Source organism: Phaeobacter sp. 11ANDIMAR09, from assembly GCF_001294455.1.
In the GTDB taxonomy this organism is placed as follows: Bacteria; Pseudomonadota; Alphaproteobacteria; order Rhodobacterales; family Rhodobacteraceae; genus Pseudophaeobacter.
Window position 1 is genome coordinate 63,843 of sequence record NZ_LIKT01000020.1, and the last position, 20,613, is coordinate 84,455.

23 protein-coding genes are annotated in these 20,613 nt (G+C 57.9%); 12 read left to right on the forward strand and 11 right to left on the reverse strand.

Going from position 1 to position 20,613, the window contains the following annotated elements; genetic code table 11:
• The first annotated feature begins 6 nt into the window (after positions 1-6).
• The 8 genes from secD to AN476_RS16125 all read left to right on the forward strand — a co-directional run bounded on the left by secD (position 7) and on the right by AN476_RS16125 (position 6,019).
• On the forward strand, positions 7-1,668 hold the full coding sequence (gene secD, locus AN476_RS16090; RefSeq protein WP_054462621.1) for a protein translocase subunit SecD: 1,662 nt from the start codon (positions 7-9) through the stop codon (positions 1,666-1,668).
• Between the two features lie 2 nt (positions 1,669-1,670).
• Entirely contained in the window at positions 1,671-2,639 is a 969-nt protein-coding gene (gene secF, locus AN476_RS16095; protein ID WP_054462622.1) for a protein translocase subunit SecF, read from the forward strand.
• Between the two features lie 162 nt (positions 2,640-2,801).
• Positions 2,802-3,155, forward strand: coding sequence for an Mth938-like domain-containing protein (locus AN476_RS16100; protein WP_054462623.1), 354 nt, complete (start codon positions 2,802-2,804; stop codon positions 3,153-3,155).
• A 131-nt stretch (positions 3,156-3,286) separates the two neighbouring features.
• A complete protein-coding gene (ccmA, locus tag AN476_RS16105) occupies positions 3,287-3,901 on the forward strand; it encodes a heme ABC exporter ATP-binding protein CcmA (RefSeq protein WP_054462624.1) in 615 nt (204 codons plus the stop codon).
• Positions 3,898-4,554, forward strand: a complete 657-nt coding sequence (gene ccmB / locus AN476_RS16110) for a heme exporter protein CcmB (RefSeq protein ID WP_054462625.1) — start codon at positions 3,898-3,900, stop codon at positions 4,552-4,554. Before ccmA ends, ccmB begins: the two co-directional genes overlap by 4 nt.
• 39 nt (positions 4,555-4,593) lie before the next feature.
• Positions 4,594-5,325, forward strand: a complete 732-nt coding sequence (locus tag AN476_RS16115) for a heme ABC transporter permease (protein WP_054462626.1) — start codon at positions 4,594-4,596, stop codon at positions 5,323-5,325.
• Positions 5,326-5,328: 3 nt separating this feature from the next.
• Positions 5,329-5,487 carry a heme exporter protein CcmD gene (gene ccmD, locus AN476_RS16120; RefSeq protein WP_054462627.1) on the forward strand — a complete coding sequence of 53 codons (159 nt, stop codon included), beginning with the start codon at positions 5,329-5,331 and terminating at the stop codon, positions 5,485-5,487.
• Entirely contained in the window at positions 5,480-6,019 is a 540-nt protein-coding gene (locus AN476_RS16125; protein WP_054462628.1) for a DsbE family thiol:disulfide interchange protein, read from the forward strand. Before ccmD ends, AN476_RS16125 begins: the two co-directional genes overlap by 8 nt.
• Before the next feature lie 66 nt (positions 6,020-6,085).
• Here the strand turns inward: AN476_RS16125 and AN476_RS16130 are convergent, their stop codons facing one another.
• Both AN476_RS16130 and AN476_RS16135 read right to left on the reverse strand, forming a co-directional pair.
• A complete protein-coding gene (locus AN476_RS16130) occupies positions 6,086-6,424 on the reverse strand; it encodes a DOPA 4,5-dioxygenase family protein (protein WP_054462629.1) in 339 nt (112 codons plus the stop codon).
• Between the two features lie 68 nt (positions 6,425-6,492).
• A complete protein-coding gene (locus tag AN476_RS16135) occupies positions 6,493-6,807 on the reverse strand; it encodes a hypothetical protein (RefSeq protein ID WP_054462630.1) in 315 nt (104 codons plus the stop codon).
• 354 nt (positions 6,808-7,161) lie between these two features.
• Between AN476_RS16135 and AN476_RS16140 the strand changes: the two genes are divergently transcribed.
• Positions 7,162-7,881, forward strand: coding sequence for a thioredoxin family protein (locus tag AN476_RS16140; protein ID WP_054462631.1), 720 nt, complete (start codon positions 7,162-7,164; stop codon positions 7,879-7,881).
• Between the two features lie 42 nt (positions 7,882-7,923).
• On the opposite strand, the gene AN476_RS16145 is transcribed toward AN476_RS16140, so the two are convergent.
• From AN476_RS16145 to AN476_RS16170, 6 genes are all read right to left on the reverse strand, one after another.
• The gene (locus AN476_RS16145) at positions 7,924-8,847 is read right to left on the reverse strand and encodes a lysophospholipid acyltransferase family protein (RefSeq protein WP_054462632.1); all 924 of its coding nucleotides are present in this window, start codon (positions 8,845-8,847) and stop codon (positions 7,924-7,926) included.
• A 142-nt stretch (positions 8,848-8,989) separates the two neighbouring features.
• Positions 8,990-10,099: a flagellar motor switch protein FliG gene (locus AN476_RS16150; protein WP_054462633.1), complete on the reverse strand. Its 1,110-nt coding sequence runs from the start codon at positions 10,097-10,099 to the stop codon at positions 8,990-8,992.
• A 77-nt stretch (positions 10,100-10,176) separates the two neighbouring features.
• On the reverse strand, positions 10,177-10,710 hold the full coding sequence (locus AN476_RS16155; RefSeq protein WP_054462634.1) for a tetratricopeptide repeat protein: 534 nt from the start codon (positions 10,708-10,710) through the stop codon (positions 10,177-10,179).
• Positions 10,711-10,928: 218 nt separating this feature from the next.
• The gene (purB, locus tag AN476_RS16160) at positions 10,929-12,233 is read right to left on the reverse strand and encodes an adenylosuccinate lyase (protein WP_054462635.1); all 1,305 of its coding nucleotides are present in this window, start codon (positions 12,231-12,233) and stop codon (positions 10,929-10,931) included.
• Between the two features lie 197 nt (positions 12,234-12,430).
• The gene (locus AN476_RS16165) at positions 12,431-12,688 is read right to left on the reverse strand and encodes a DUF6455 family protein (RefSeq protein ID WP_054462636.1); all 258 of its coding nucleotides are present in this window, start codon (positions 12,686-12,688) and stop codon (positions 12,431-12,433) included.
• Positions 12,689-12,855: 167 nt separating this feature from the next.
• Entirely contained in the window at positions 12,856-14,085 is a 1,230-nt protein-coding gene (locus AN476_RS16170) for a bifunctional alpha/beta hydrolase/OsmC family protein (protein WP_054462637.1), read from the reverse strand.
• A gap of 99 nt (positions 14,086-14,184) precedes the next feature.
• On the opposite strand from AN476_RS16170, the gene AN476_RS16175 reads away from it, so the two are divergent.
• Together AN476_RS16175 and AN476_RS16180 are read left to right on the forward strand one after the other, a co-directional pair.
• Positions 14,185-14,985 (forward strand): DUF1007 family protein, encoded by an 801-nt coding sequence (locus AN476_RS16175; RefSeq protein ID WP_083464369.1) that lies wholly within the window; start codon positions 14,185-14,187, stop codon positions 14,983-14,985.
• Positions 14,970-15,971, forward strand: coding sequence for a nickel/cobalt transporter (locus AN476_RS16180; protein WP_054462638.1), 1,002 nt, complete (start codon positions 14,970-14,972; stop codon positions 15,969-15,971). The genes AN476_RS16175 and AN476_RS16180 overlap by 16 nt, the downstream gene beginning before the upstream one ends.
• Before the next feature lie 29 nt (positions 15,972-16,000).
• Here AN476_RS16180 and dddP read toward each other — a convergent pair whose 3' ends face one another.
• Entirely contained in the window at positions 16,001-17,344 is a 1,344-nt protein-coding gene (gene dddP, locus AN476_RS16185) for a dimethylsulfonioproprionate lyase DddP (protein WP_054462639.1), read from the reverse strand.
• Between the two features lie 151 nt (positions 17,345-17,495).
• On the opposite strand from dddP, the gene AN476_RS16190 reads away from it, so the two are divergent.
• Entirely contained in the window at positions 17,496-18,251 is a 756-nt protein-coding gene (locus tag AN476_RS16190; protein WP_083464372.1) for a DUF3445 domain-containing protein, read from the forward strand.
• Positions 18,252-18,312: 61 nt separating this feature from the next.
• Here AN476_RS16190 and AN476_RS16195 read toward each other — a convergent pair whose 3' ends face one another.
• Together AN476_RS16195 and AN476_RS16200 are read right to left on the reverse strand one after the other, a co-directional pair.
• Complete coding sequence (locus AN476_RS16195; RefSeq protein WP_054462641.1) at positions 18,313-19,392, reverse strand: hypothetical protein; 1,080 nt, start codon at positions 19,390-19,392, stop codon at positions 18,313-18,315.
• A 325-nt stretch (positions 19,393-19,717) separates the two neighbouring features.
• The gene (locus tag AN476_RS16200; protein WP_054462642.1) at positions 19,718-20,527 is read right to left on the reverse strand and encodes a lytic transglycosylase domain-containing protein; all 810 of its coding nucleotides are present in this window, start codon (positions 20,525-20,527) and stop codon (positions 19,718-19,720) included.
• Positions 20,528-20,613: the final 86 nt, after the last annotated feature.

The following is a 20,613-nucleotide window of genomic DNA, read 5'->3' on the forward strand; positions in this document are numbered from 1 at the left end:
AGGGCAATGCTTCAAATTGATCTCTGGAAAAGGGTTCTCATCTGGCTGGTCTGTTTGACCGGCCTTTTGCTTGCCCTGCCAAATGGGTTCTATACCCGGGTGGAGCAGTCTAACGATGCTGCCGCCGAAATTATCGCCAAGGGGGACACGCCCGAGCGGCAGGCGCTGGTCGAGCAGTGGCCGTCTTATCTGCCGTCCTCTCTGGTTAATCTTGGCCTTGACCTGCGTGGCGGTGCGCATCTGCTGGCCGAAGTAAAGGTCGAGGATGTTTATGGCGCGCGCATGGATGCGCTCTGGCCTGAGGTGCGCGATGCCCTGCGGCCCGAACGCACCACTGTTGGCAGTTTTCGCCGCCAGCAAGCGCCTGAGGGACAGATTCGCCTGAAGATCTCCAAGCCGGAAGGCATGGCGCGGGCGCTGGAAGTCGTGCGGGGCCTTGCCAATCCGATCACAAGCCTGACCGGGGCCGGGGCCAGTGACATTGCTGTCTCGGGCAATGGCGATATCATTACCATCGAATTGTCCGAAGTCGAGAAGCTGGCCTCCAATGACCGCACCGTGCGCCAGTCGCTGGAAATTGTCCGCCGCCGGATTGATGAGGTCGGCACTCGCGAGCCAACCATTCAGCGCCAGGGGGCAGATCGCATCCTGATCCAGGTGCCGGGCATTGGGTCGGCCTCTGAGCTGAAAGCTATCATCGGCACCACCGCGCAGCTGACCTTTAACCCGGTTGTGGGCCGAGGCTCTGATCCAGATGCCTCTGCGGGTGTTGGCAATAAGGTGATTCCAGCTGTGGACGAGCCGGGTGCCTATTACACGGTTGAGGCCGCACCGGTGGTCACTGGTGAAGAGCTGGTCGATGCGCAGCCCGCTTTTGATCAAAACGGCAGCCCAGCGGTGAATTTCCGGTTTAACACATCGGGCGCGCGCAAGTTTGGCGACTACACAGCTGATAATATCGGCTCGCCTTTTGCTATCGTTCTGGATGACGAGGTAATCTCGGCTCCGGTGATCCAGGCGCATATCGCGGGCGGTTCTGGTATCATTACGGGTAATTTCAGCCTTGAGGAAAGCACGCAACTGGCGATCCTGCTGCGTGCGGGCGCCCTGCCTGCCGGGCTGGAGTTCCTGGAAGAGCGGACCATTGGTCCCGAATTGGGACAGGACAGCATTGATGCCGGTAAAATCGCGACGATCGTCGCCTTTGTCGCGGTGCTGGTCTTTATGGCGTTGAGCTACGGTCTGTTTGGCCTCTTTGCCAATGTGGCGCTGATCCTGAACGTGGCGCTGATCTTTGGTTTTCTCAGCCTTATTGGCGCGACCCTGACCCTGCCGGGCATTGCTGGTATCGTTCTGACCGTCGGCATGGCGGTGGATGCCAATGTGCTGATCTTTGAGCGGATCCGCGAAGAGATCAAATCCGGTCGCGGGCCTGCCCGCGCCATTGACGAGGGCTACTCCAAGGCGTTGAGCGCCATTCTGGACGCCAATATCACCACTTTCATCACTGCGGTGATCCTCTTCGCCATGGGCTCTGGCCCTGTGCGCGGCTTTGCGATCACCCTGGGGCTTGGCATTATGACCTCGGTCTTTACCGCGATCTTTGTTACCCGTCTGATGATTGTGATGTGGTTTGAACGTCGTCGTCCCAAAAAGATTGAGGTGTAATCATGCGGTTGAGACTTGTTCCTCAGGAAACCTCATTCGACTTTTTCAGCAAGTGGAAGATCTGGCTGGGTATTTCGGCCCTTATGATGGTTGTCGGCATGGTGTCCTTTGGCCTGCAGGGGCTGAATTTTGGCATCGACTTCCGCGGCGGCACCACGGTGCGAACCGAAAGCACCCAGGCGATTGATGTCGGTGTGTACCGCGACACCATTGCTCCCCTAGGCCTGGGTGACGTGTCGATCACCGAGGTTTTTGATCCGACATTCGAAGACGATCAGCATGTTGCCATGATCCGAATTCAGGCCCAGGCCAATGGTGAGGCAATCCCCGGCGAGGTGATCGAAGAGTTGCAACAGGCATTGGACGTGGTCTCGCCAGGGATCAAGTTTGTCTCGGTAGAATCTGTTGGCCCCAAGGTTTCGGGGGAGCTGGTGCAGACCGCGATCCTGGCTGTGGCGCTGGCGATTGGCGCGGTGCTTGTCTACATCTGGCTGCGGTTTGAATGGCAGTTTGCGCTCGGTGCTGTTGCGGCCCTGGTGCATGACGTGGTTCTGACCATCGGCATCTTTTCCGAGCTGCAGATCAAATTTGATCTGGCGATCATTGCGGCACTGCTGACCATCGTGGGCTACTCGCTCAACGATACTGTGGTGGTCTTTGACCGGGTGCGGGAAAACCTGCGCCGCTACAAAAAGAAAGACCTGGCGGAAGTCCTGAACCTCTCCATCAACGAGACCCTGAGCCGGACGGTAATGACTTCGGTTACCACCCTGCTGGCGCTGATCTCGCTCTATGTTCTGGGCGGCGATGTGATTCGCGGATTTGTCTTTGCGATGATCTGGGGTGTGATCGTCGGCACCTATTCCTCTGTCTTTGTCGCCTCTACCATCCTGTTGTGGCTGGGGGTGAAGCGGGACTGGAGCAAGCAGGCAAATACTGCGGGCAACCAGTTTGGCAATATTGATGCTTGAATTGATGCCGGACCGCTTCAATCCAAACAAATAGCAGAGTACACACGAAGCTGCGGGATACTCTCCCGCAGCTTCATTTGTTTTGGCAGGGAAGACGCGGCCAGGACGGGTTTGCCCCTGTATCCGGTCCAGCCCTACTGCGGAAGAAAGATTGGAAAGCCCATGCAGCTCAATGAGGTGACATTTGATGAGGCCCGGCCTGTTGACGGCTATGGACCGGGTTTCTTTCGGGTTGGCGGAGCGGTCCATGAGGGCGCGCTGCTGATCACGGCAACTGGATTGGCCCCTTGGGGCGGTTACAGCGATGAAACGAGCCTGTTAGCCTTGGTCGGTGCTGTTGATGTGGTCTTTGTTGGAACCGGTGCCGAAATTGCCCATATCCCCAACGAACTGCGCAGCACGCTCGAGGCGGCGGGGCTGGGCGTCGAAGTGATGAACTCACCTGCTGCCTGCCGGACCTATAATGTGCTGCTGTCAGAAGGGCGCCGGATAGCTCTGGCGGTCCTGCCGGTCTGACGCCTGATTGCCGGGGGGCGCCCGATTAGCAGGTATTTTGGCAGAAGATCGACAAGAATTGACCTGTCGCAAGGTCTAGCCAAAGGCTTTCCTTCTTTTGTGCAGCCGAACAATGAGATAAGCCAGTATTCATGTCACTGAATGTATCAGATCTGCGCATTGCCCGTGGCGGCTTGCCGGTATTGGAAGGGATCAGCTTTCAGCTGCCCCCCGGCCAGGCTCTGATCCTGCGCGGTCCCAATGGGATTGGTAAGACGACCCTGTTGCGCACCATCGCCGGGCTGCAGCCGCCGCTTGGTGGCAGCATCAGCGGGGGCGAGGATCAGATCGCCTATGCGGCGCATTCCGACGGATTGAAATTTGCCCTCACGGTGAGCGAGAACCTCCGGTTCTGGGCCAGCGTTTTTGGCCAGCGCAGCATTACACCGGCTCTAAAGGCGTTTAATCTGACCAAGCTGCAGGATCGCCCGGCAGGGGCGCTGTCGGCCGGGCAGAAACGGCGGTTGGGCCTGTCGCGGATGATGGTCACTGGACGCCCCATCTGGGTGATGGATGAACCCACCGTGAGCCTGGATCAGGACTCGGTCAGCCTGTTCGCCAATGCGGTGCGCGAGCATTTGGCCGCTGGGGGATCGGCCCTGATTGCCACCCATATTGACCTAGGCCTGGAGGCAACCGTGCTGGATGTTGGTCCCTATAAGGCGGCACCACTAGAGTTTGACGATTTTGACGGGGGCTTTTTGTGATTGCGCTGTTGATGCGGGATCTGCGCCTGGCGGTGCGGGCAGGGGGCGGCTTTGGCCTCGGGCTGGCGTTTTTCCTGATCGTCACCGTTATGGTGCCCTTTTCCGTCGGGCCTGAATCTGACCTCTTGGCGCGGATCGCGCCGGGGGTTTTGTGGCTTGGCGCGCTGCTCTCCTGCCTTTTGTCGCTGGATCGTCTGCTGGCGCTGGACTGGGAGGATGGCTCACTGGATCTGCTTGCCACGGCTCCGCTGCCACTGGAAGCCGTGGTCAGCATCAAGGCGCTGGCCCATTGGATCACCACTGGCTTGCCGCTGGTTCTGGCAGCGCCTGTTCTAGGCGTGTTGCTGAACCTGCCGCTTGAGGGCTTCAAATGGGTGGTGATCTCGCTGCTGCTGGGTACGCCAGCCCTGTCGGTGATCGGAACCTTTGGTGCGGCGCTGACGGTGGGATTAAAACGGGGCGGGTTACTCTTGTCTCTTTTGGTAATGCCGCTCTATGTGCCAACGCTGATTTTTGGCGCCGAGGCGGCACGGCGCGGTGCCATGGGCATGCAGGTTGAGACACCACTCCTGATGCTGGCGGGGATTTCTGCTGGCGTTATTGCGCTGATGCCCTTTGCCAGCGCCTCCGTCTTGCGTATCAATCTGCGCTAGCTATTTAGTAATCGAAACCACGGGAACGAGAGAGCCACAATGTCGATCTGGGAATATGCCAATCCACGAAAGTTCCTGCACACCTCTGAACGGGTGATGCCGGTGCTCTGGGTGAGCTCTGGTCTGTTGATGGCCGTGGGGCTGATCTGGGGGTTTTTCTTTACGCCGGATGACTATCGGCAGGGTTCGACCGTCAAGATTATCTTTTTGCACGTACCTGCGGCGCTGATGGCGATCAACGCTTGGTTCATGATGCTGGTGGCCTCGTTGATCTGGGTGATCCGCCGCCATCATGTTTCTGCGCTGGCGGCCAAGGCCGCCGCGCCGGTTGGCATTGTGATGACACTGATTGCCCTGGCCACAGGCGCGATCTGGGGCCAGCCGATGTGGGGCACCTGGTGGGCCTGGGATCCACGTCTGACATCGTTTCTGGTGCTGTTCCTGTTTTACCTTGGCTATATCGCCCTTTGGGAAGCCATTGATAACCCAGATACCGCTGCCGATCTCACCGCGATCCTCTGTCTGGTGGGGACGGTCTTTGCGGTGCTCAGCCGCTATGCGGTGAATTTCTGGAACCAGGGATTGCATCAGGGGGCCTCACTGTCCCTGGATGAAAAGGAAAACGTGGCCGACGCCTTTTCCAACCCGCTTTATGTCTGCATGGTTGGCTTTGGCCTGTTTTTTGTGGCCATGGTATTCTACCGCACCGGTACGGAAATCCGCGCCCGGCGGATCAAGGCGCTGATGGCGCGCGAACGGCAGGAGGCCTAACCCATGTTGCCCGATCTTGGAAAATACAGCGACACGGTGCTGAGCGCCTATGCGGCCTCGCTGGTTCTGCTGGCCCTCCTGGTGGTGCTGACCCTCTGGCGGGGCCGCCGGGTACGCCGCGAGATGGAGGCACTAGAGCAAAGGATGCGCCGGGATGGCTAAGTTCTCTCCGCTGATGGCGGTTCCGATTGTGGTTTTTGCCAGCTTTGTTGGCCTGGCAGTCACGGGCATGTACCGCGATGATCCCGAAAGCCTGCCCTCGGCCCGCGAAGGCCAGCCCGCGCCAGCTGTGGTGTTGACGGAATTTACTGGAAAAGAGCTGTTTGACGATGCGCGTCTGCGCGATGGCGAGGTCAAGCTGGTCAACTATTGGGCCAGCTGGTGTGCGCCCTGCCGGGTTGAGCATCCCAATCTCGAAGCGCTGGCGCAGGAAGGCATTGCGATCTACGGGGTGAATTACAAGGACCAGCAGGACAATGCAGCGTCATTCCTGCAGGAGCTGGGCGACCCCTATGCCGCCATTGGCCGCGATGAAAAGGGCCGTATGGCGCTGGATTGGGGGGTTTACGGTGTGCCTGAAACCTATGTGGTGGACGGCGCAGGCAAGATTGTCCTGCGTTTTGCTGGCCCCATCACTGAACGGGTGATTGAGACAACCCTGCGCCCCGCCATGGAAAAAGCGCGCGGCAACTGAGCGAGGCTAAGGAGATGCTACTGTGCCCGCCAACGGGCGCCTGACCCCGGGGAACCACTTGTGAGGCTAGGTAAAGATCGAAAGGTCAAGCGCCAGCCCGGTGCCCAGCCAGATCCCGTGGTCGCGATGGTCTTGCAGCTCATGGCCGGTTTCAGGATGGGCAAAGATAATCAACTCTCCCCGGTTCAACGCCAGCCAGGGCAACACTTGGGAAAACTGTTCTGGCGTTGCCGCCAGTTGACAGGACCACATTGGGTGCGGGCCGACGGGTTTTTCATGGACACGGCCCATTTGAACACCAAATTCGGCGGCAGCAGTTTCGCATAGGGTTCTTGCCTGCCCAACGCTGTCAGCGTTGAAATAGACATGGGCGTGGTAGCCCTGAATGGTGGCGATCTGTTTCATGATGCCACTTTTCCCCAGCCTGATCTGGCTTGCAATATTGGGAGACTGCACAGTGGGTGTGCGATGTTTCAGGGGGCAGGCGTCAAATGGGGCAGAGGTTCTGGCACGGAATAGGTGCGAAACTCTTGTTCACGGCGCATCGTGGCACTGCGCGCATCCAGATCGCCGCGCTCAGCCCGCCAGGTCATATAGTCATCCAGGTGCTCAATGGTTTCCCAGAGGTGGAACACGGATATTTCCAAGCGCTTTTGGTTGAGACCCACACAGGCTTGCAAACATCCAGGAAAGGAACGGGTTTCAGGGATCATTGCCAAGACAGCTTGGTAGTGTTCCATAAAGGTTTGTGGGGTGGGGTAGACGATGGTAAATGCAGCCTCTTTCATACTTGGGAAACCAGCCTTTCTACGCGTGTTGGACGTCCAAGTCCTGGGTCTTTAGATGTATTTTGGAGTCAGGTTTGCATAGGTGGCCTGGGCTACACAACCTGAATTCAAATTTAGAATTCGCGGATGAATTGAATCCCACCGACTGCGCTGAGCAAAGATTCTCAGGTCTTGGCCTCACGGATTAGTGATGCAAAATCCAGCTTCCAGTAGGGGGCTCGCGGGAGGCTCAAGAATGATTGATTGGTGTTGCAGGGCAAGGCGCAGTAGGTCTGAAGACACAGAGGCGGCTTCAACCCGACAGGCCCCTTTGCCAAACGAGCCCCCTGCGGCCAGAAGCGGAAAGAACGACCCATGCGATCCATTACTGCCCTTGCCACTGCTATGTTCTTTGCTTTTTCGGGTGGAGCGGTGGCGCAGCAGGCCGATACGGTTTTGTCGCAGCCCGTGGTGGTCGAGCTCTTTACCTCGCAGGGCTGCTCTTCCTGTCCGCCGGCAGATGCCCTGTTGAAACAGCTTGCACAGCGCCCGGATGTGATCGCCCTGGCGCTGCACGTGGACTATTGGGACTATATCGGCTGGAAGGATATCTTTGCCAGCCCGGCCTATACCAATCGGCAAAAAGGCTATGCCCAGGTGGGCGGGCGCAAGATGATTTATACGCCGCAGATGATCGTCATGGGACATCAGGATGTCTCTGGCGTGGATGGCATGGGGCTGTCTGATGCGATTGCTGCCCACCAAGCGCAGCCACGTCCGGTCGCGATTGCGCTAGAGCGTGCGGAGGGGCGACTGACAGTGTCCTTGTCACCAAAAGAAGAGCTGCCGCTTGTGCCGATTGCAGTCCAGGTTGTGCGTTACAGCCCGATGGAAACCGTCAAAATCACCCGTGGGGAACTGGCGGGACATCAGATCGATTATGCCAATATTGTCACTGATATTCAGCGAGTTGCGATTTGGGATGGGCAGCAACCGGCCGCGTTTTCTGTTGACTATACTGGCGCGCAGCCTGCAGCCGTTTTGATCCAGCAGGGGCCCTTTGGCGCCGTGATTGCTGCAGCGCACGTGAGATGATTTACCAGCTGCAAGGCGTTGATATGCATGTATAGTTTAAGATCAATCGTTAGTGTTTTGAGGCGGGGTGCTGAAAGGAAGATAGGGTTTCCAGCGTCGATGAATCCAAAACCACTGGCCCATGTGTTGACGTACAACACTTTCTAGGTCGTCGCATATTGCCCGCGTCATGGTCATCGGATCCGAGGCTGGAATTTCAGCGTTCAATACCACCTCAAAATCGAGACCGTTGTCATGGCGGATGCCATAGATTGGGATCAAAGCAGCCCCATATTTCAAAGCAAGTTCCGCTGGAACAGTCGAAGTGACGGCGGGCTTTCCGAAGAAGTCGATCAGCTCTCCATTGTGCACATGAAGGTCAGCGACAATTGCAATAATGCCACCTTTTTTCAGGTGCCTAACCATCTCAACCATGCCCCGTTTGCCCTGTTCGAACATTGGGGCGCCGATACTGCTGATGGTGTTCACATAGTGGGCGTTAAAATAGGGGTTGGCCATACGCCGATAAAGCGCCCCCATTGAAAACCCGCGCGCGATCAGCCCGGCCCGAGCGGCATCGTAATTGCCAAAATGCCCCGTCACCAAAATGACCGGACGCCCTGCCGCACGCGCCGCTTCCAGCGCCTGCAATCCTTCGCCACGGATAGGCGCGGCTTTGGCCCGCTCGACAAAAGGCTCTCCGGCGTAGAGTTCGGCTATGGTCCGGCCGGCATTGTTCCCAACATCGCGGCAGAGTTTGGCCACTTCTGGCTCTGTCAGCTCGGGGCACGTCAGGGCAAGGTTTTCGCGAATTCGGCGATCGAATCCCACAACAGGCCCAAGAGTACTGACCAGCTTGCCAATCAGGGGGATACGCCAGCGATAGGGGACCAGCCCTGCCAGGCCCAAGACAGCGCGCAGAACGATATTTTCGGCAAAATAGGAGGCGCGCTGTTTGGCCGTCAGTTGAGAAGGATCTATGGGCATAAAGCGGATGGCCTGCAGGAATATGGATCAGAAAAGGATCATAACCTTTGGAGAACACAGGCACAACCGGTGACCCAGGCTGGTGCAACGGATCGCAACACGGGCCACAAATCAGGGCGGTTACCAGGGATCGGCGGGCAGATTACTCTTCTTCTTCTTCGGAAATTAGCTCGATTTCGCCCGTTGTCACAAGATCACGCATGGCCGAGACGATCAGACCAAAGGCTGTTTCGCCATCGCTGCGTTTTACCTTGCCCCGCTCTGCCACCTCTTCGCGAATATTGGTCGCCATCCGGCTGGACATATTGTCGAGCAGGAATTCGTTGGTGGCGACATCGTCTTCGTCAGTGGCAAAGGCAATGGCGGTCACCAGGTCCGGAATAGCAAGGACACGCATCAGTTTTGGCACATCCAGCGGCTGCATACGCTGCGCCACCAACCCATAGGTAAAGATGGCCTTACGCACGTCAGTGGCAAATTCTTCGTCTTCTTCTTCCAGCGCGATGAGCACCTCTTCGCGTTTGGCCGCAGCTGCCTCGGTGAGAATTGCGCCGACACGCTGGCCTGGGGTGGTTTCAAAGGCGAGGTCGGGTCGTGCTTCGACCTGACCGGCAAGAGAAAGTCCAATGCGATCAACTGTATCCGGGGTGACATTGCTGGTATGGCTGACCGCATAGGTGATCTGACGGGCCACATTTCCGGGCAGGTGCACCAGCATCTGCGCCGCCTTTCCAGTGTCCAGTTTTGACAGTAAAACCGCAGCCACTTCGATGCTTTCCGCTTCTGCCAGAGAAGCCAGGTCTTCGGGGGGCAGGGCTTTGAGGCGCTCCCAGGGGTCGCCAAATTGGCGCACGCCTGCTTCCTTGCGCAAGCGACTGGCGGTTTGGCGGCTGATGCGCCCATCCATGGCGGTCAGTGCACCAGCCAGACCGTTGGGAAAGGTCAGGCCAACATTGTCCAGCATTTCGGCAAATTCAGCGGCAACAGCATAGAGCGTTTCGCGATCAACGAGCCGCATCTTGCCCATCTGCTGAGTCAGTTCCATCTGCAACTCATCGGGCAGATCTTCGATGGGGATATCAGCCCCTTCATTTAGCAAGAGGCGCACAACAATAGCTGCCTTGGCCTTACCGCTCAGTTTTGGCGCAGGCAGGGCGCTTCCACCCAGTCCAGCCGGAGCCGGAGGGGAAAAGTCGCCCATTCCTCCACCATCAGTGGTCATCGGTAGAGCCAACATATCGTCTTGCAGCATTCTAGCACCCTAGCCAAAAAGATTCTTTTTCGGTCAGGTCCAAGTTATCCCATAAGCGGTAAAGAAAAGCTGAAAGCTCAATAGCTTGTTGTGGTGCCCGTCTCCAAAGCCTGGCGCAGCGCGGTTTCGGGCCAGGTTCCGGCGCCTCCACGGGATCGGATTTCTTTCCACTCGGCCAGAGCCAGGCCAAATTGGCCTTCCTCCACAAAGCCTTGCCCCATGTAGGAACGTGCCAGAAGATTGTTGGGATCTTGGGCAATGGCCTGCTCATAGAACGCCTGGGCCAGGGCAGGGTTGCCCATTTTACGATGGGTGAAACCCCAATAAGTCAGCACCCGTGCGTCACCTTGATCGGCCATCGCCGAGAGCACAGCCTGAGCGTCCTGGTTGCGCCCAGCATAGGCCAGTTCGCGCACCGCATCATACAATCCATCTTGGTTCAGAGAAGACTGTTTGGGGCGGACGCAGCGCCCTTTTGCCTCGTCCCAGACCCGTTTACCTTTGCAGGTCTTGGTGGTTTCGCTGGGAGTAGGCGGGGTCATCGTATCGCTGCCGGCTGAAAATGCGGGAACAGGCAGGGTCATGGCGGCGGCAAGAACGAGATAACGCATCAATCAACTCCGGATAGTGGCGGTTTTTACTGGTCGGTTAGACCCACTATAGCGCAGAACCTTGCTGTGTTGACAACTCTGCCCCTCAGATCTGGTCACCTTGTCGTGAAAAACACGGAGTGCCGCCTGACTGTGCTGCAACACCTGCTAGCCCGCAAAGAAAAAGGCGCCTCTCCATCGGAGAAGCGCCTGATCATGTATCAGATTTTGATTAGCGGTTAGGCGCCAAAGACCCGTTTGAAGATCGTATCAACGTGCTTGGTGTGGTAGTCCATGTTGAACTTCTCTTCGACACCATCGGTGCCCAGCGCGGCGACCACTTCAGCATCAGCCAGCAGCAGCTCGCGGAAATCGAGACGTTCTTCCCAAACTTTCAATGCGTTACGCTGCACCATGGAATAGGCATCTTCGCGCGACACACCGGCCTGCGTCAATGCCAGAAGCACCCGCTGGCTCATCACCAGGCCGGGGAACTTGTTCATGTTGTCGAGCATGTTTTCGGGGAAGACCAGCATCTTGTCGACCACGCCAGTTAGACGCGCCAGGGCAAAGTCCAGGGTGACGCAGCAATCGGGACCAATGGCGCGTTCAACCGATGAATGCGAGATATCGCGCTCATGCCACAGGGCGACGTTCTCCATTGCCGGGATCACGGCGGAGCGCACCAGACGGGCCAGACCCGTGAGGTTTTCGGTCAGGACTGGGTTCTTCTTGTGTGGCATGGCCGAAGAGCCCTTTTGGCCCATGGAGAAGAACTCCGCGCCTTCCAGTACTTCGGTACGCTGCATATGGCGGATTTCGGTGGCGACGTTTTCGATCGACGAGGCAATCACGCCCAGAGTGGCAAAGAACATCGCATGACGATCGCGTGGGATCACCTGGGTCGAAATTGGTTCAGGGCTCAGGCCCAGCTCGGCGCAGACATGCTCCTCGATCGCGGGGTCAATATTGGCGAAGGTGCCAACCGCGCCAGAGATCGCACCGGTGGCGATTTCTTCCCGTGCCAGTTTCAGGCGCGCCATGTTGCGGTCCATTTCGGCGTAGAAACGCGCAAAAGTCAGGCCCATGGTTGTGGGTTCCGCGTGGATGCCGTGGGAGCGGCCAACACGTACGGTGTCCTTGTGCTCCAGCGCGCGCTTTTTCAATGCCGCCAGCAGGGCTTCCATGTCCTTGATCAGGATATCAGCCGAGCGCACCAGTTGCACGTTGAGGCAGGTGTCCAACACGTCAGATGAGGTCATGCCCTGGTGCACAAAGCGGGCCTCTTCCGAGCCGACATGTTCCGCCAGATGTGTCAGGAAGGCGATGACGTCATGTTTGGTGACGGCTTCGATCTCATCAATGCGCGCGACGTCAAATTCCACGTCCTTGGCTTTCCAGACCGCATCGGCGTTTTCGCGGGGGATGACGCCAATATTGGCCATGGCTTCGCAGGCATGGGCCTCGATCTCGTACCAGATCTTGAACTTGGTCTCGGGCGACCAAATGGCGACCATTTCGGGGCGGGAATAACGAGGGATCATTGGCGAAAGCACCTTTGTGGGATTGTCCAGTTGATAGGGCGCGTCATACGGGAGGCGCGCCCATTGGGCAAGTCCGGGCAGGGGGATATGGAAAATGTCGCAGCACCCGACTTGTCTGGTAGGGCAGTTTTCACAGTGCCACACCAAAACGGCGCCTGTCGCAGGGCGCCGTTTACAGTGTACTATACGAACCTGTGTTAGACCTTGGCGCGATGCGCCAACATGTCGTGGTTGCGGCAATAGCTTGGCGCTTCGTCCAGATGGCTGTTGGCCGCCTGCAGATCAGCGCAGCCCGCTTGATTGGTGCAATGGCTGCAATTCATCACGGCGCGTCTGAACTTGCGGCCCTCCGCTTCCGGGTCGGCAGCCATGTTCTGACCGAAGTCAACGCCCAGCCGGTCCGCCATGCCCTCAACCAGATCGGTGCTTTGCCCGAGTTTTGAAAATAGTCCCATGCGCGTCTCCTCAGTATGGACAAGGTCCAGTGTGTTGAGGTCACAATGACAGGGATCGTGATGGCGCACTTTGATATGTATCAATATCATTTCCTTTGAGGCTTGATAACCCGCCAAGGCCGCGCTCTCAGGCTCCGGGGCGGGATCTGAGAGCGGCAGGCAAGCACCTACATCATGGAGTGCTCTTCTTCCAATGTGGTCAGAACCTTGGAGCTGTGTTCGAGGGTGCGATGCACCGGGCATTTGTCAGCGATTTCCAGCAACTTGGTGCGCTGCTCCTCGCTCAGGTTGCCGCAGATCCGAATGGTGCGGATGAATTGGTCAATCTTGGCCGGGCCTGACGGGAGAGCATCCTGCGCATGAACCTTGTCATGCGAGACATCGACGCTGACGCTCTCCAATGGCCAGCCCTTTCGGCGCGCATACATACGGATGGTCATTGAGGTGCAGGCCCCCAGACCCGCGGAGACAAAGCCATAGGGGGACATGCCGCGATTGGTGCCACCATAGGCCAGGGGCTCATCCGCATAGGCGTGATGATGGGGACCGGATTGGATATCCTGCAAGAACCCCGCCGGATCGGCCTCGGTGATCCGCAACACGCCTTCGGGGGCGCCGGGGGGCGGGGCGGGGGGGGTCAGATCGATATAGCGCCCGGCCCAGGCGGCGATCACTTCGGCTGCATATTCTGCATCCCGCACCTTGCTGATCAGGTGATCCGCCTCATCCAGGGTGACAAAGCTCTTGGGGTGTTTGGCAGCGGTAAAGATCTCGGCCGCATTCTCGACGCTGACGGTGTCATCCAGCGGCGCATGCATCACCAAGAGCGCGGCATTCAGCTCTTTGATGGCGGGGCTTAGCACTTCGGCCTGGATGTCTTCCACAAAATCTCGGCCAATCACAAAGGGGCGTCCTCCCAGGCAAACCTCGGCCTGACCACTGGACTGGATCTCGGGAAGCGCGGCATCAAAATGATGCGAAACATGGCCCGGATCAAAGGGCGCCCCAAGGGTGACAACGCCCTTGATCGTTGGGATGCCGGCGCGTGCGCGCAAAACGGCAGCGCCCCCCAATGAGTGGCCAATCAGCAGCGAAGGCGACATGTCGCGCCCAGCAAGATATTGCGCAGCGGCGTTCAGGTCCGCGACATTGGAGCTGAAAGTGGTATTGGCAAACTCCCCCTCGGAATGACCAAGCCCGGTGAAATCAAACCGCAGCACGGCAATCCCCATCGAGGCAAGACGCCCGGCTATGCGTCGGGCAGCCGGGATATCCTTGGAACAGGTGAAGCAATGCGCAAAAAGCGCCGTTGCCAGCACCGGGCCTGTTGGCAGGTCCAGCCGGGCGGAGAGAGGTTCACCGGAATGGCCGGGAAAGGAAATACGTTCGGTTGCCATGAGCAGAGGCCTTGTTGCTAGGGGTTCCTTAGATTGCGCAGGAGGGGAGCCCAGGGCAAGGCAACAGGGGGAGACGTCACGGGAAGGTGAAGGAAAGAGATGAAAAAGGCCTCGGAGCTCCGCGCCCTGCCACCAGATGCGGTGCAAGTTCAGCGTGAACCTGCCGATTTTGCGGCGCTATCTGTGGTGGGGCAATTGCGGAGCCTGGTTTCTGCTCCTATGGTCCGGGGCATGCAACCTAAGCTTCTTCTTCCTGCCTTGATTTATGCCGCGATCACCCCGGTCACGGTCTCTGCGCATCCGCATGTCTTTGTGGACACTGGATTTGCTTTGGAGTTCGACAAAAACAATCAGCTGGTTCAGATCAAAGTAACCTGGCAATATGATGAATTCTATTCTCTTTTGATCACCGAAGACCTGTTTCTGGACAGTGATGGTGATGGCAAACTGACCCCGAGCGAAGCCGAGCGTCTGGTTGGATTTGACACCAATTGGGATGAGGGATTTAACGGCGATCTGGAAATCCGCGCGGGGGGGGATCTCCTGACGCTGTCTGGCCCGGTGAACCCGACCACGGACCTGGTTGAGGGGCGGATTGTCAGCACCCATATACGCCAGCTGGAGGCACCAATGGGCATGCAGGCGGGCCCGTTTTCGATCAAGGCCTTTGATCCGTCTTTTTACACGGCCTATGAAATCATACTGCCGGTGACGCTGTCGGACAATCTGCAGGGGCTGTGCCTGTTGGAACGGATCGAGCCGGATATTGTTGGTGGCTTGGCCATCATGCAGGCGCAACTGCTCAGGTTGGACGCCGATGCCGACCTGGAAGAAAATGACATTCCGCTGATGGGCGGTGAATTTGCCACCGAGATTCTGGTCACATGCCCCGCATCCTAAAAGCCCTGGCCCTGGCACTGGGCTGTATCGCGGTATGTCTGAGCATCTGGTGGCTGGCGCAAGGGTTTCTCGCGCCCCTGGGGGACTGGGCCGCCGGGCATCAGCGCAGTTTTCAAAACAAGATCGCCGGGTCGTTGCGGGCCCTGAGAGCCGGGGAGCCGGGGGCAATTATGGCCCTGATGCTGGTGTGTTTTGCCTATGGGTTTTTCCATGCCATCGGCCCAGGCCACGGCAAGGTTCTGGTTGGCGGCTACGGGTTGGCGCGCAAGACACCCTGGCTCCGTCTGAGCGGCGTGGCGCTTTTGTCCAGCCTTGGTCAAGCGGTTACGGCAGTTGTGCTGGTCTATGGCGCGATTACCCTGCTGCAGCTTGGCCGCGACAGTTTGATCGGGGTGGCTGAGAAAACAATGGCACCGATTAGCTATGGGGCCATTGGTGCCATTGGCCTTTGGTTGTTGCTGAGGGGGCTGCGCAAACTCTGGCGGAACGCGAGCGCCTTCTCGCAGGTATCCGATGGTCACGCGCACAGTCATGATCAAGGCCATAGTACAGCCTCTGCTCATGCGCAGGATCACGGTCACACCCATGCCCATGATCACGACCATGGCGCATCGGAGGTCTGTAGTGAGTGCGGTCATCGTCATGGCCCCAGCCTGGAAGAGGTCAGCGGCTTGCAAAACTGGAAGGAAGCCCTGGTCTTGATTGCAGGTATTGCCATAAGGCCCTGTACCGGCGCGCTTTTTGTTCTGGTGATCACATGGCAGATGGGCATTGCACTGGCCGGTATTGCCGGGGCCTTTGCCATGGCGCTTGGCACCGCACTGGTGACAATCACCGTGGGGCTCGCGGCGCTTGGGCTACGTGGCGGGGCCCTGGCTTTGTTTGCGCGTTCAGGGCGGGCCGTACAGTTTGTGCCTATTTTGGAGATCGGCGCCGGATTTTTGGTTGTGTTGGTCGCCTCAGGATTGCTGATCCGGAGCCTCTGAGAGAGGCTCTGGTTGTTCAGAATCCGCTGTTACTGCAGCCCCATCAAAGCCGCATCAAAGGGATATGTTGTCAGGTTTTCAAACCCATCCTCGGTGATCAGAACCTGATCCTCCAATTTGATCGAGAAATCTCCCCCGACCTCTCCCACACAGGCCTCGACACAAAGCACCATGCCCGGTTCCAGCGGATAGTCATAGGCACCAGCCACTGCCTTGTCCGGGTAGGCAACCAGCGGCCATTCATCACAAAGGCCAACACCATGCATCAAGCAGCCATATTTCTGCGCCTGGAATTTGTCATCCAGTACATGGGTATTGGCGGTCAATTCGGGGATCATGACGCCGGGCTTCAACATCTCCATGTTTTGCATGATGTGCTCATGGGCGTGTTGCATGGCATAGACCATATCTGGGCGGGGTTTTTGATCACCAATCCACCAGCTGCGCGAAATGTCGATACAGATGCCATAAGAGCCGATCAGATCGGTATCAAAGGAGATGATTTCGTTTTGTTGGGTGATGCGGGGCCCGCATTCCTGAAACCAGGGGTTGGTGCGCTGCCCTGATGCCAGTAGCCGGGTTTCGATCCATTCTCCGCCACGGCGAATGTTCTCCGCATGGAGCACCGCCCAGATATCGTCTTCGCTGGTCTTGCCGTCGCCGACATTGGCACGGGCAAAATCCTCCATCACCTGCACGGCGGTCTCACAGGCGTGATTGGCGCAGCGCATGGCGCGGATCTCGTCTTCGCCCTTGATGGCGCGGGTCTTTTCAGTGAGCTCTTCGCCCTCCATGATCTCAAAACCCTGCGCCTCGAGCGCGCGCAGCCCATGCAGCATGATCTTGTCGACCCCCAGCCGCCTATTGCCGCCGCCGTGTTCCTGGATCAGCTCTCGCACCTCGTTGGGCAGGGCGTCGGCGGCCACATCCACCTTGTCGCCACGGTCAAAGTAGAACAGATCGGCACCTGAGCGTTGCTCGCGGACAAGCGGGTTAAAGGTCGAAAGAAAGGGCGAGTTCTTGTAGTCCCAGAGCACCATATAGCCATCGGCGCAGACCAGCAGGGCGCGAAAGGGGTTATGGGTGTTCCACAGCTGCATATTGGTGCTGTCAGTCGCATAGCGGATGTTGAGCGGATCAAACAGCAGCACGCCACCATAGTCGCGGGCCTTGATCGCCTGCACCAGACGGTTCCAACGGAACTCCCGCATGCGCGCCAGATTGGGGAGGATCAGCCCGGCGGCTTGCCATTCCTGAAGTGCCAGCTGGGTGGGGCCGATTTCAATACGGTCATTATCATTGGGCGTGCCATCGCCCAAGGTCGCTCCGCGGCTGGGATCGATCTTGCGTTGGTCGCGATAGGGCTCGGTCATGCCTGGCTCCTCCTTCTGAACAGTTGTGTCCAGTCTGAGCGGATGCCCGGACTGTTTTCCGTTCTAAATGCGACCCAGAGATGGGCGTTTTTAAGCGAATTTCCGGCCATGTCTTGCTATTTCTTGATCAACTCGAACACGAAGGCCAATGATGATTCTGCAAAAATCTGTTCCGCATAACCCACTCGAGGTCGTCAAACTGCCGGGGATCAAGCCCCTGAATTTGGAAGATTGGTTGCTGCCTGATGATGCCTTTTCCGGTCAGATGGCCTGTCGGCAGTCGCTGCTGACAGAACGGTGCGAAGAGGTGTTGCAGATGGATCCAGGCGCGTTAGGGCCCGCGCAGGAATTGTTGCAACTGGTCCTTGATCACAGATATCAGGGGCAGCGCGATCAGGTCCAGCGGCCGGATGGCCTGTCGGTGGAAATCGATTGGCAGGACCCGCTGGCCACGCTTGGGCGCATTGCACAAGAGGACTTTTGCATTCTAGAACGCCGCAAGGGCAGCACTGAACATGTGCTGACTGGGGTGGTCTTGTGCTTTCCGGCCAGCTGGACCCTGTCAGAAAAGTTCATGCGTCCCTTGATTGCCATTCACGAGACGGTCGACAGCTATGATGGCAATATGGCGGCGCGGGTGCAGCGCCTGTTTGATGGGGTGCAGGTCGGGCGGCCCCTGTGGCGGTTCAATGCTCTGTGGTATCACGCGCCTGATCTTTATGCGCCACGCAGTGTGCATGATCGCCGTGACACCAGCCATGGCAGCGATGCCCCCTATATGCGCAGTGAAAAGCAATGCATTCTGCGCCTTCCGCGCAGCGGTGCCGTGGTTTTTTCCATTCACACCTTCATGGTGCACAAAGATGATGTCTTGGCCCAATGGGGAAAGCCCGCCGAAGCGGGCTAGGATCCTTTATGGGGCTGGTGATGTTCCCTGTGCCGCGCAAAGGAGGGCAGAGAACAGACGATTAATGCGGCAAGAGCACTTTGGCCGCCGCCTGCACCATGCCCGAGCCGTGTAGGAACAAAATCACCATGCCAGTCAGCAAAGCGCGCACGGACAAAACCAGATCCACGCTGCGGATGGAATTTGAGAGCATCTGCAGGGCGGCTCTCGGCAGCCCCAAGACCCAGTTCAGGCGGCTTTTGCCAAAGACGGTCTGATAGGAGGCATGGGGCACCGGTTGCAGGTTTTTACCTAGAGCCTTGCGACGAGGTTTAATGCGCCGGGGGGTGGTTTGGATCTCGTTGCAATGCTGCTCCAGAAGAGGGGTCGCCTCATCCGCAGAGCCAAACCGGGCCTGGCCGCGGGCGCGTTCTGCCTCGGCCTCGGCTCGGGCCTGATCGGCCATCCAAAGACGCTTCTCAGCGGCGGACATCGTGACAGCTGGCTCTTCGACCGCTTGCTTGTGGGGGGACTTTGCCTGTCCGCCTGAGGAACTGGCCGCCTGGACCATGGACATTGGCGCTTGCACAGGAGTTGCGATAGGCGCTTCGGTGCCCGTAGAGACATCGTTCATGGCCTGTTGCAACAGCGCATCCGCATCCTTGACGGCAGTTTCTGCATCTTGGATCACCATGGCGGGGGAGGCAAACAGCTCCTCCGTGCTGCGCTCTTCCATGGGCGCAAAGGCGCCAAGGAATTGCTTGGGTGTCAGCGGTTTGTTACTGTCCTGCCAGAATATGACCAGAGGATCCAACGCTTCTGCCAGGCGTTTCAGGATCATGGCGAGCAGGATCTCCGAAATCTCCTGATCGCAGGCGCCTGGAAAACAGGGGGTCATCGCCAGCTCGATATAGGCTGCAGGTGCAGGAACACCGGCTGGGCTGCGGACGCCAAGCCGCAAGGGGGTACGGCGCAGGCGCAGGCTGATCTTATACTGATCGCTGTCCAGGCCAATCCGATGCGGATCTCGGGCATTGATCTGAAGGGCGGGATGGCCGAATTCTTCCAGCGTATCCAACAGCTCGGTCAGGGCCAGTGCCAGTTTTTCTTCACTGCGGTGTTCAAACCCCAGCTTGCCTTTGTATTGCTCTACCTGTGCCACCGTCAGGGTCCTCCGTTCGGGTTGCTCTGCATCAACAATAGGAGGGGATCTGGCTCAAAAGTGAGGCGCGGAGAGACAATAGATGAAGAAAAATTCAGATTTTATTTTGGCATTGTGGTTTCTATACTATTCGAATTAATTCAATGTATTATCGGGTGATTTGTTGTGTTTTCTGGACGGAATAGGGCAACAACAGGGCACCGCGCGGCCACTTTGATGCCGCATACCCTACAATTGGCGCTAAAAGCGGGGATTGTTCGACCGCCGCGACCTTGCGGTAAAATCCGAGGCTTTCCTGATGGGCCGACCCGACACTCAGTGCACCCTATTGGCCGTCGATCTGGCTTCCCATGATCGCAAGAGACTGTTGATAGACCGTTGCCGCGTTCCACTGTTTCAGCACCCGATAATTGGGTTCGCCCTGCTGATAACCTTTGCCCCGCTTCCAGCCGTGTTTTTGCAAAAATCGCGCGGTCGATGCCAGGGCATCTTCCATATCATAGAAATTGACCTGCCCGTCACGATCCCAGTCGACACCGTATTTCAGGGCATTGCCGGGCAGAAACTGGGTATGGCCCAGTTCGCCATGTTTGGCCCCTAATGTGGCCCCGGTGATAGCCCCCCGGTCAACCAGCTTGAGCGCGCCCAGGGCATGGGGTTCAAAAAACTCCGAGCGGCGGCAATCATAAGTCAGGGTGACAATGGCCGAAACGATCCTGCTGTCCCCCATGTAATTGCCAAAGGCGGTTTCCATACCGTGAATTGCGATCAGGATACCTTCTGGCACGCCATACTTACGCTCAAGCGCCGCGTAGAAACTGGGATTGCGCGCAAGCCTTTTGCGACCCTGCGCAACGATAGTGGCCGCGCCGCGCACCTGCATGAATTTCTCCAGACTGTAGCGAAAACTCTTCTGATTACGATCTGCTGAGATGGTGCGGCTGGCATATTGCGCCTGCGCCAGCGCCTGAAGTCCGGCGGATTTTACACCTGCCCGGCGTGCAGTCTTTGCAAAATCGGCTTTCCAAGCATTAAACCCGGCAGAGCTGTTGCCGCAAGGAGCTGCTGCAGCGGGTAGGGTAAAGCTGCTGACGGCAAGGGCGATGGCAATGGAGGCTGGGGCAGAGAAGCGCATAAAATCAGATCCTGAAAGCAAGAGATGCAATTGCGATCAGAGTGTAACGAGACAAGTGGGGGAGTCTAACGGGAAAACTGTCCCCT

Bases quoted from the DNA above. Each gene is read 5' to 3' on its own strand.
- secD (WP_054462621.1), top strand. From the start codon at position 7: ATGCTTCAAATTGATCTCTGGAAAAGGGTTCTCATCTGGCTGGTCTGT.
- secF (WP_054462622.1), top strand. From the start codon at position 1,671: ATGCGGTTGAGACTTGTTCCTCAGGAAACCTCATTCGACTTTTTCAGC.
- AN476_RS16100 (WP_054462623.1), top strand. From the start codon at position 2,802: ATGCAGCTCAATGAGGTGACATTTGATGAGGCCCGGCCTGTTGACGGC.
- ccmA (WP_054462624.1), top strand. From the start codon at position 3,287: ATGTCACTGAATGTATCAGATCTGCGCATTGCCCGTGGCGGCTTGCCG.
- AN476_RS16115 (WP_054462626.1), top strand. From the start codon at position 4,594: ATGTCGATCTGGGAATATGCCAATCCACGAAAGTTCCTGCACACCTCT.
- ccmD (WP_054462627.1), top strand. From the start codon at position 5,329: ATGTTGCCCGATCTTGGAAAATACAGCGACACGGTGCTGAGCGCCTAT.
- AN476_RS16125 (WP_054462628.1), top strand. From the start codon at position 5,480: ATGGCTAAGTTCTCTCCGCTGATGGCGGTTCCGATTGTGGTTTTTGCC.
- AN476_RS16130 (WP_054462629.1), bottom strand. From the start codon at position 6,424: ATGAAACAGATCGCCACCATTCAGGGCTACCACGCCCATGTCTATTTC.
- AN476_RS16135 (WP_054462630.1), bottom strand. From the start codon at position 6,807: ATGAAAGAGGCTGCATTTACCATCGTCTACCCCACCCCACAAACCTTT.
- AN476_RS16140 (WP_054462631.1), top strand. From the start codon at position 7,162: ATGCGATCCATTACTGCCCTTGCCACTGCTATGTTCTTTGCTTTTTCG.
- AN476_RS16145 (WP_054462632.1), bottom strand. From the start codon at position 8,847: ATGCCCATAGATCCTTCTCAACTGACGGCCAAACAGCGCGCCTCCTAT.
- AN476_RS16150 (WP_054462633.1), bottom strand. From the start codon at position 10,099: ATGCTGCAAGACGATATGTTGGCTCTACCGATGACCACTGATGGTGGA.
- AN476_RS16155 (WP_054462634.1), bottom strand. From the start codon at position 10,710: ATGCGTTATCTCGTTCTTGCCGCCGCCATGACCCTGCCTGTTCCCGCA.
- purB (WP_054462635.1), bottom strand. From the start codon at position 12,233: ATGATCCCTCGTTATTCCCGCCCCGAAATGGTCGCCATTTGGTCGCCC.
- AN476_RS16165 (WP_054462636.1), bottom strand. From the start codon at position 12,688: ATGGGACTATTTTCAAAACTCGGGCAAAGCACCGATCTGGTTGAGGGC.
- AN476_RS16170 (WP_054462637.1), bottom strand. From the start codon at position 14,085: ATGGCAACCGAACGTATTTCCTTTCCCGGCCATTCCGGTGAACCTCTC.
- AN476_RS16175 (WP_083464369.1), top strand. From the start codon at position 14,185: ATGAAAAAGGCCTCGGAGCTCCGCGCCCTGCCACCAGATGCGGTGCAA.
- AN476_RS16180 (WP_054462638.1), top strand. From the start codon at position 14,970: ATGCCCCGCATCCTAAAAGCCCTGGCCCTGGCACTGGGCTGTATCGCG.
- dddP (WP_054462639.1), bottom strand. From the start codon at position 17,344: ATGACCGAGCCCTATCGCGACCAACGCAAGATCGATCCCAGCCGCGGA.
- AN476_RS16190 (WP_083464372.1), top strand. From the start codon at position 17,496: ATGATTCTGCAAAAATCTGTTCCGCATAACCCACTCGAGGTCGTCAAA.
- AN476_RS16200 (WP_054462642.1), bottom strand. From the start codon at position 20,527: ATGCGCTTCTCTGCCCCAGCCTCCATTGCCATCGCCCTTGCCGTCAGC.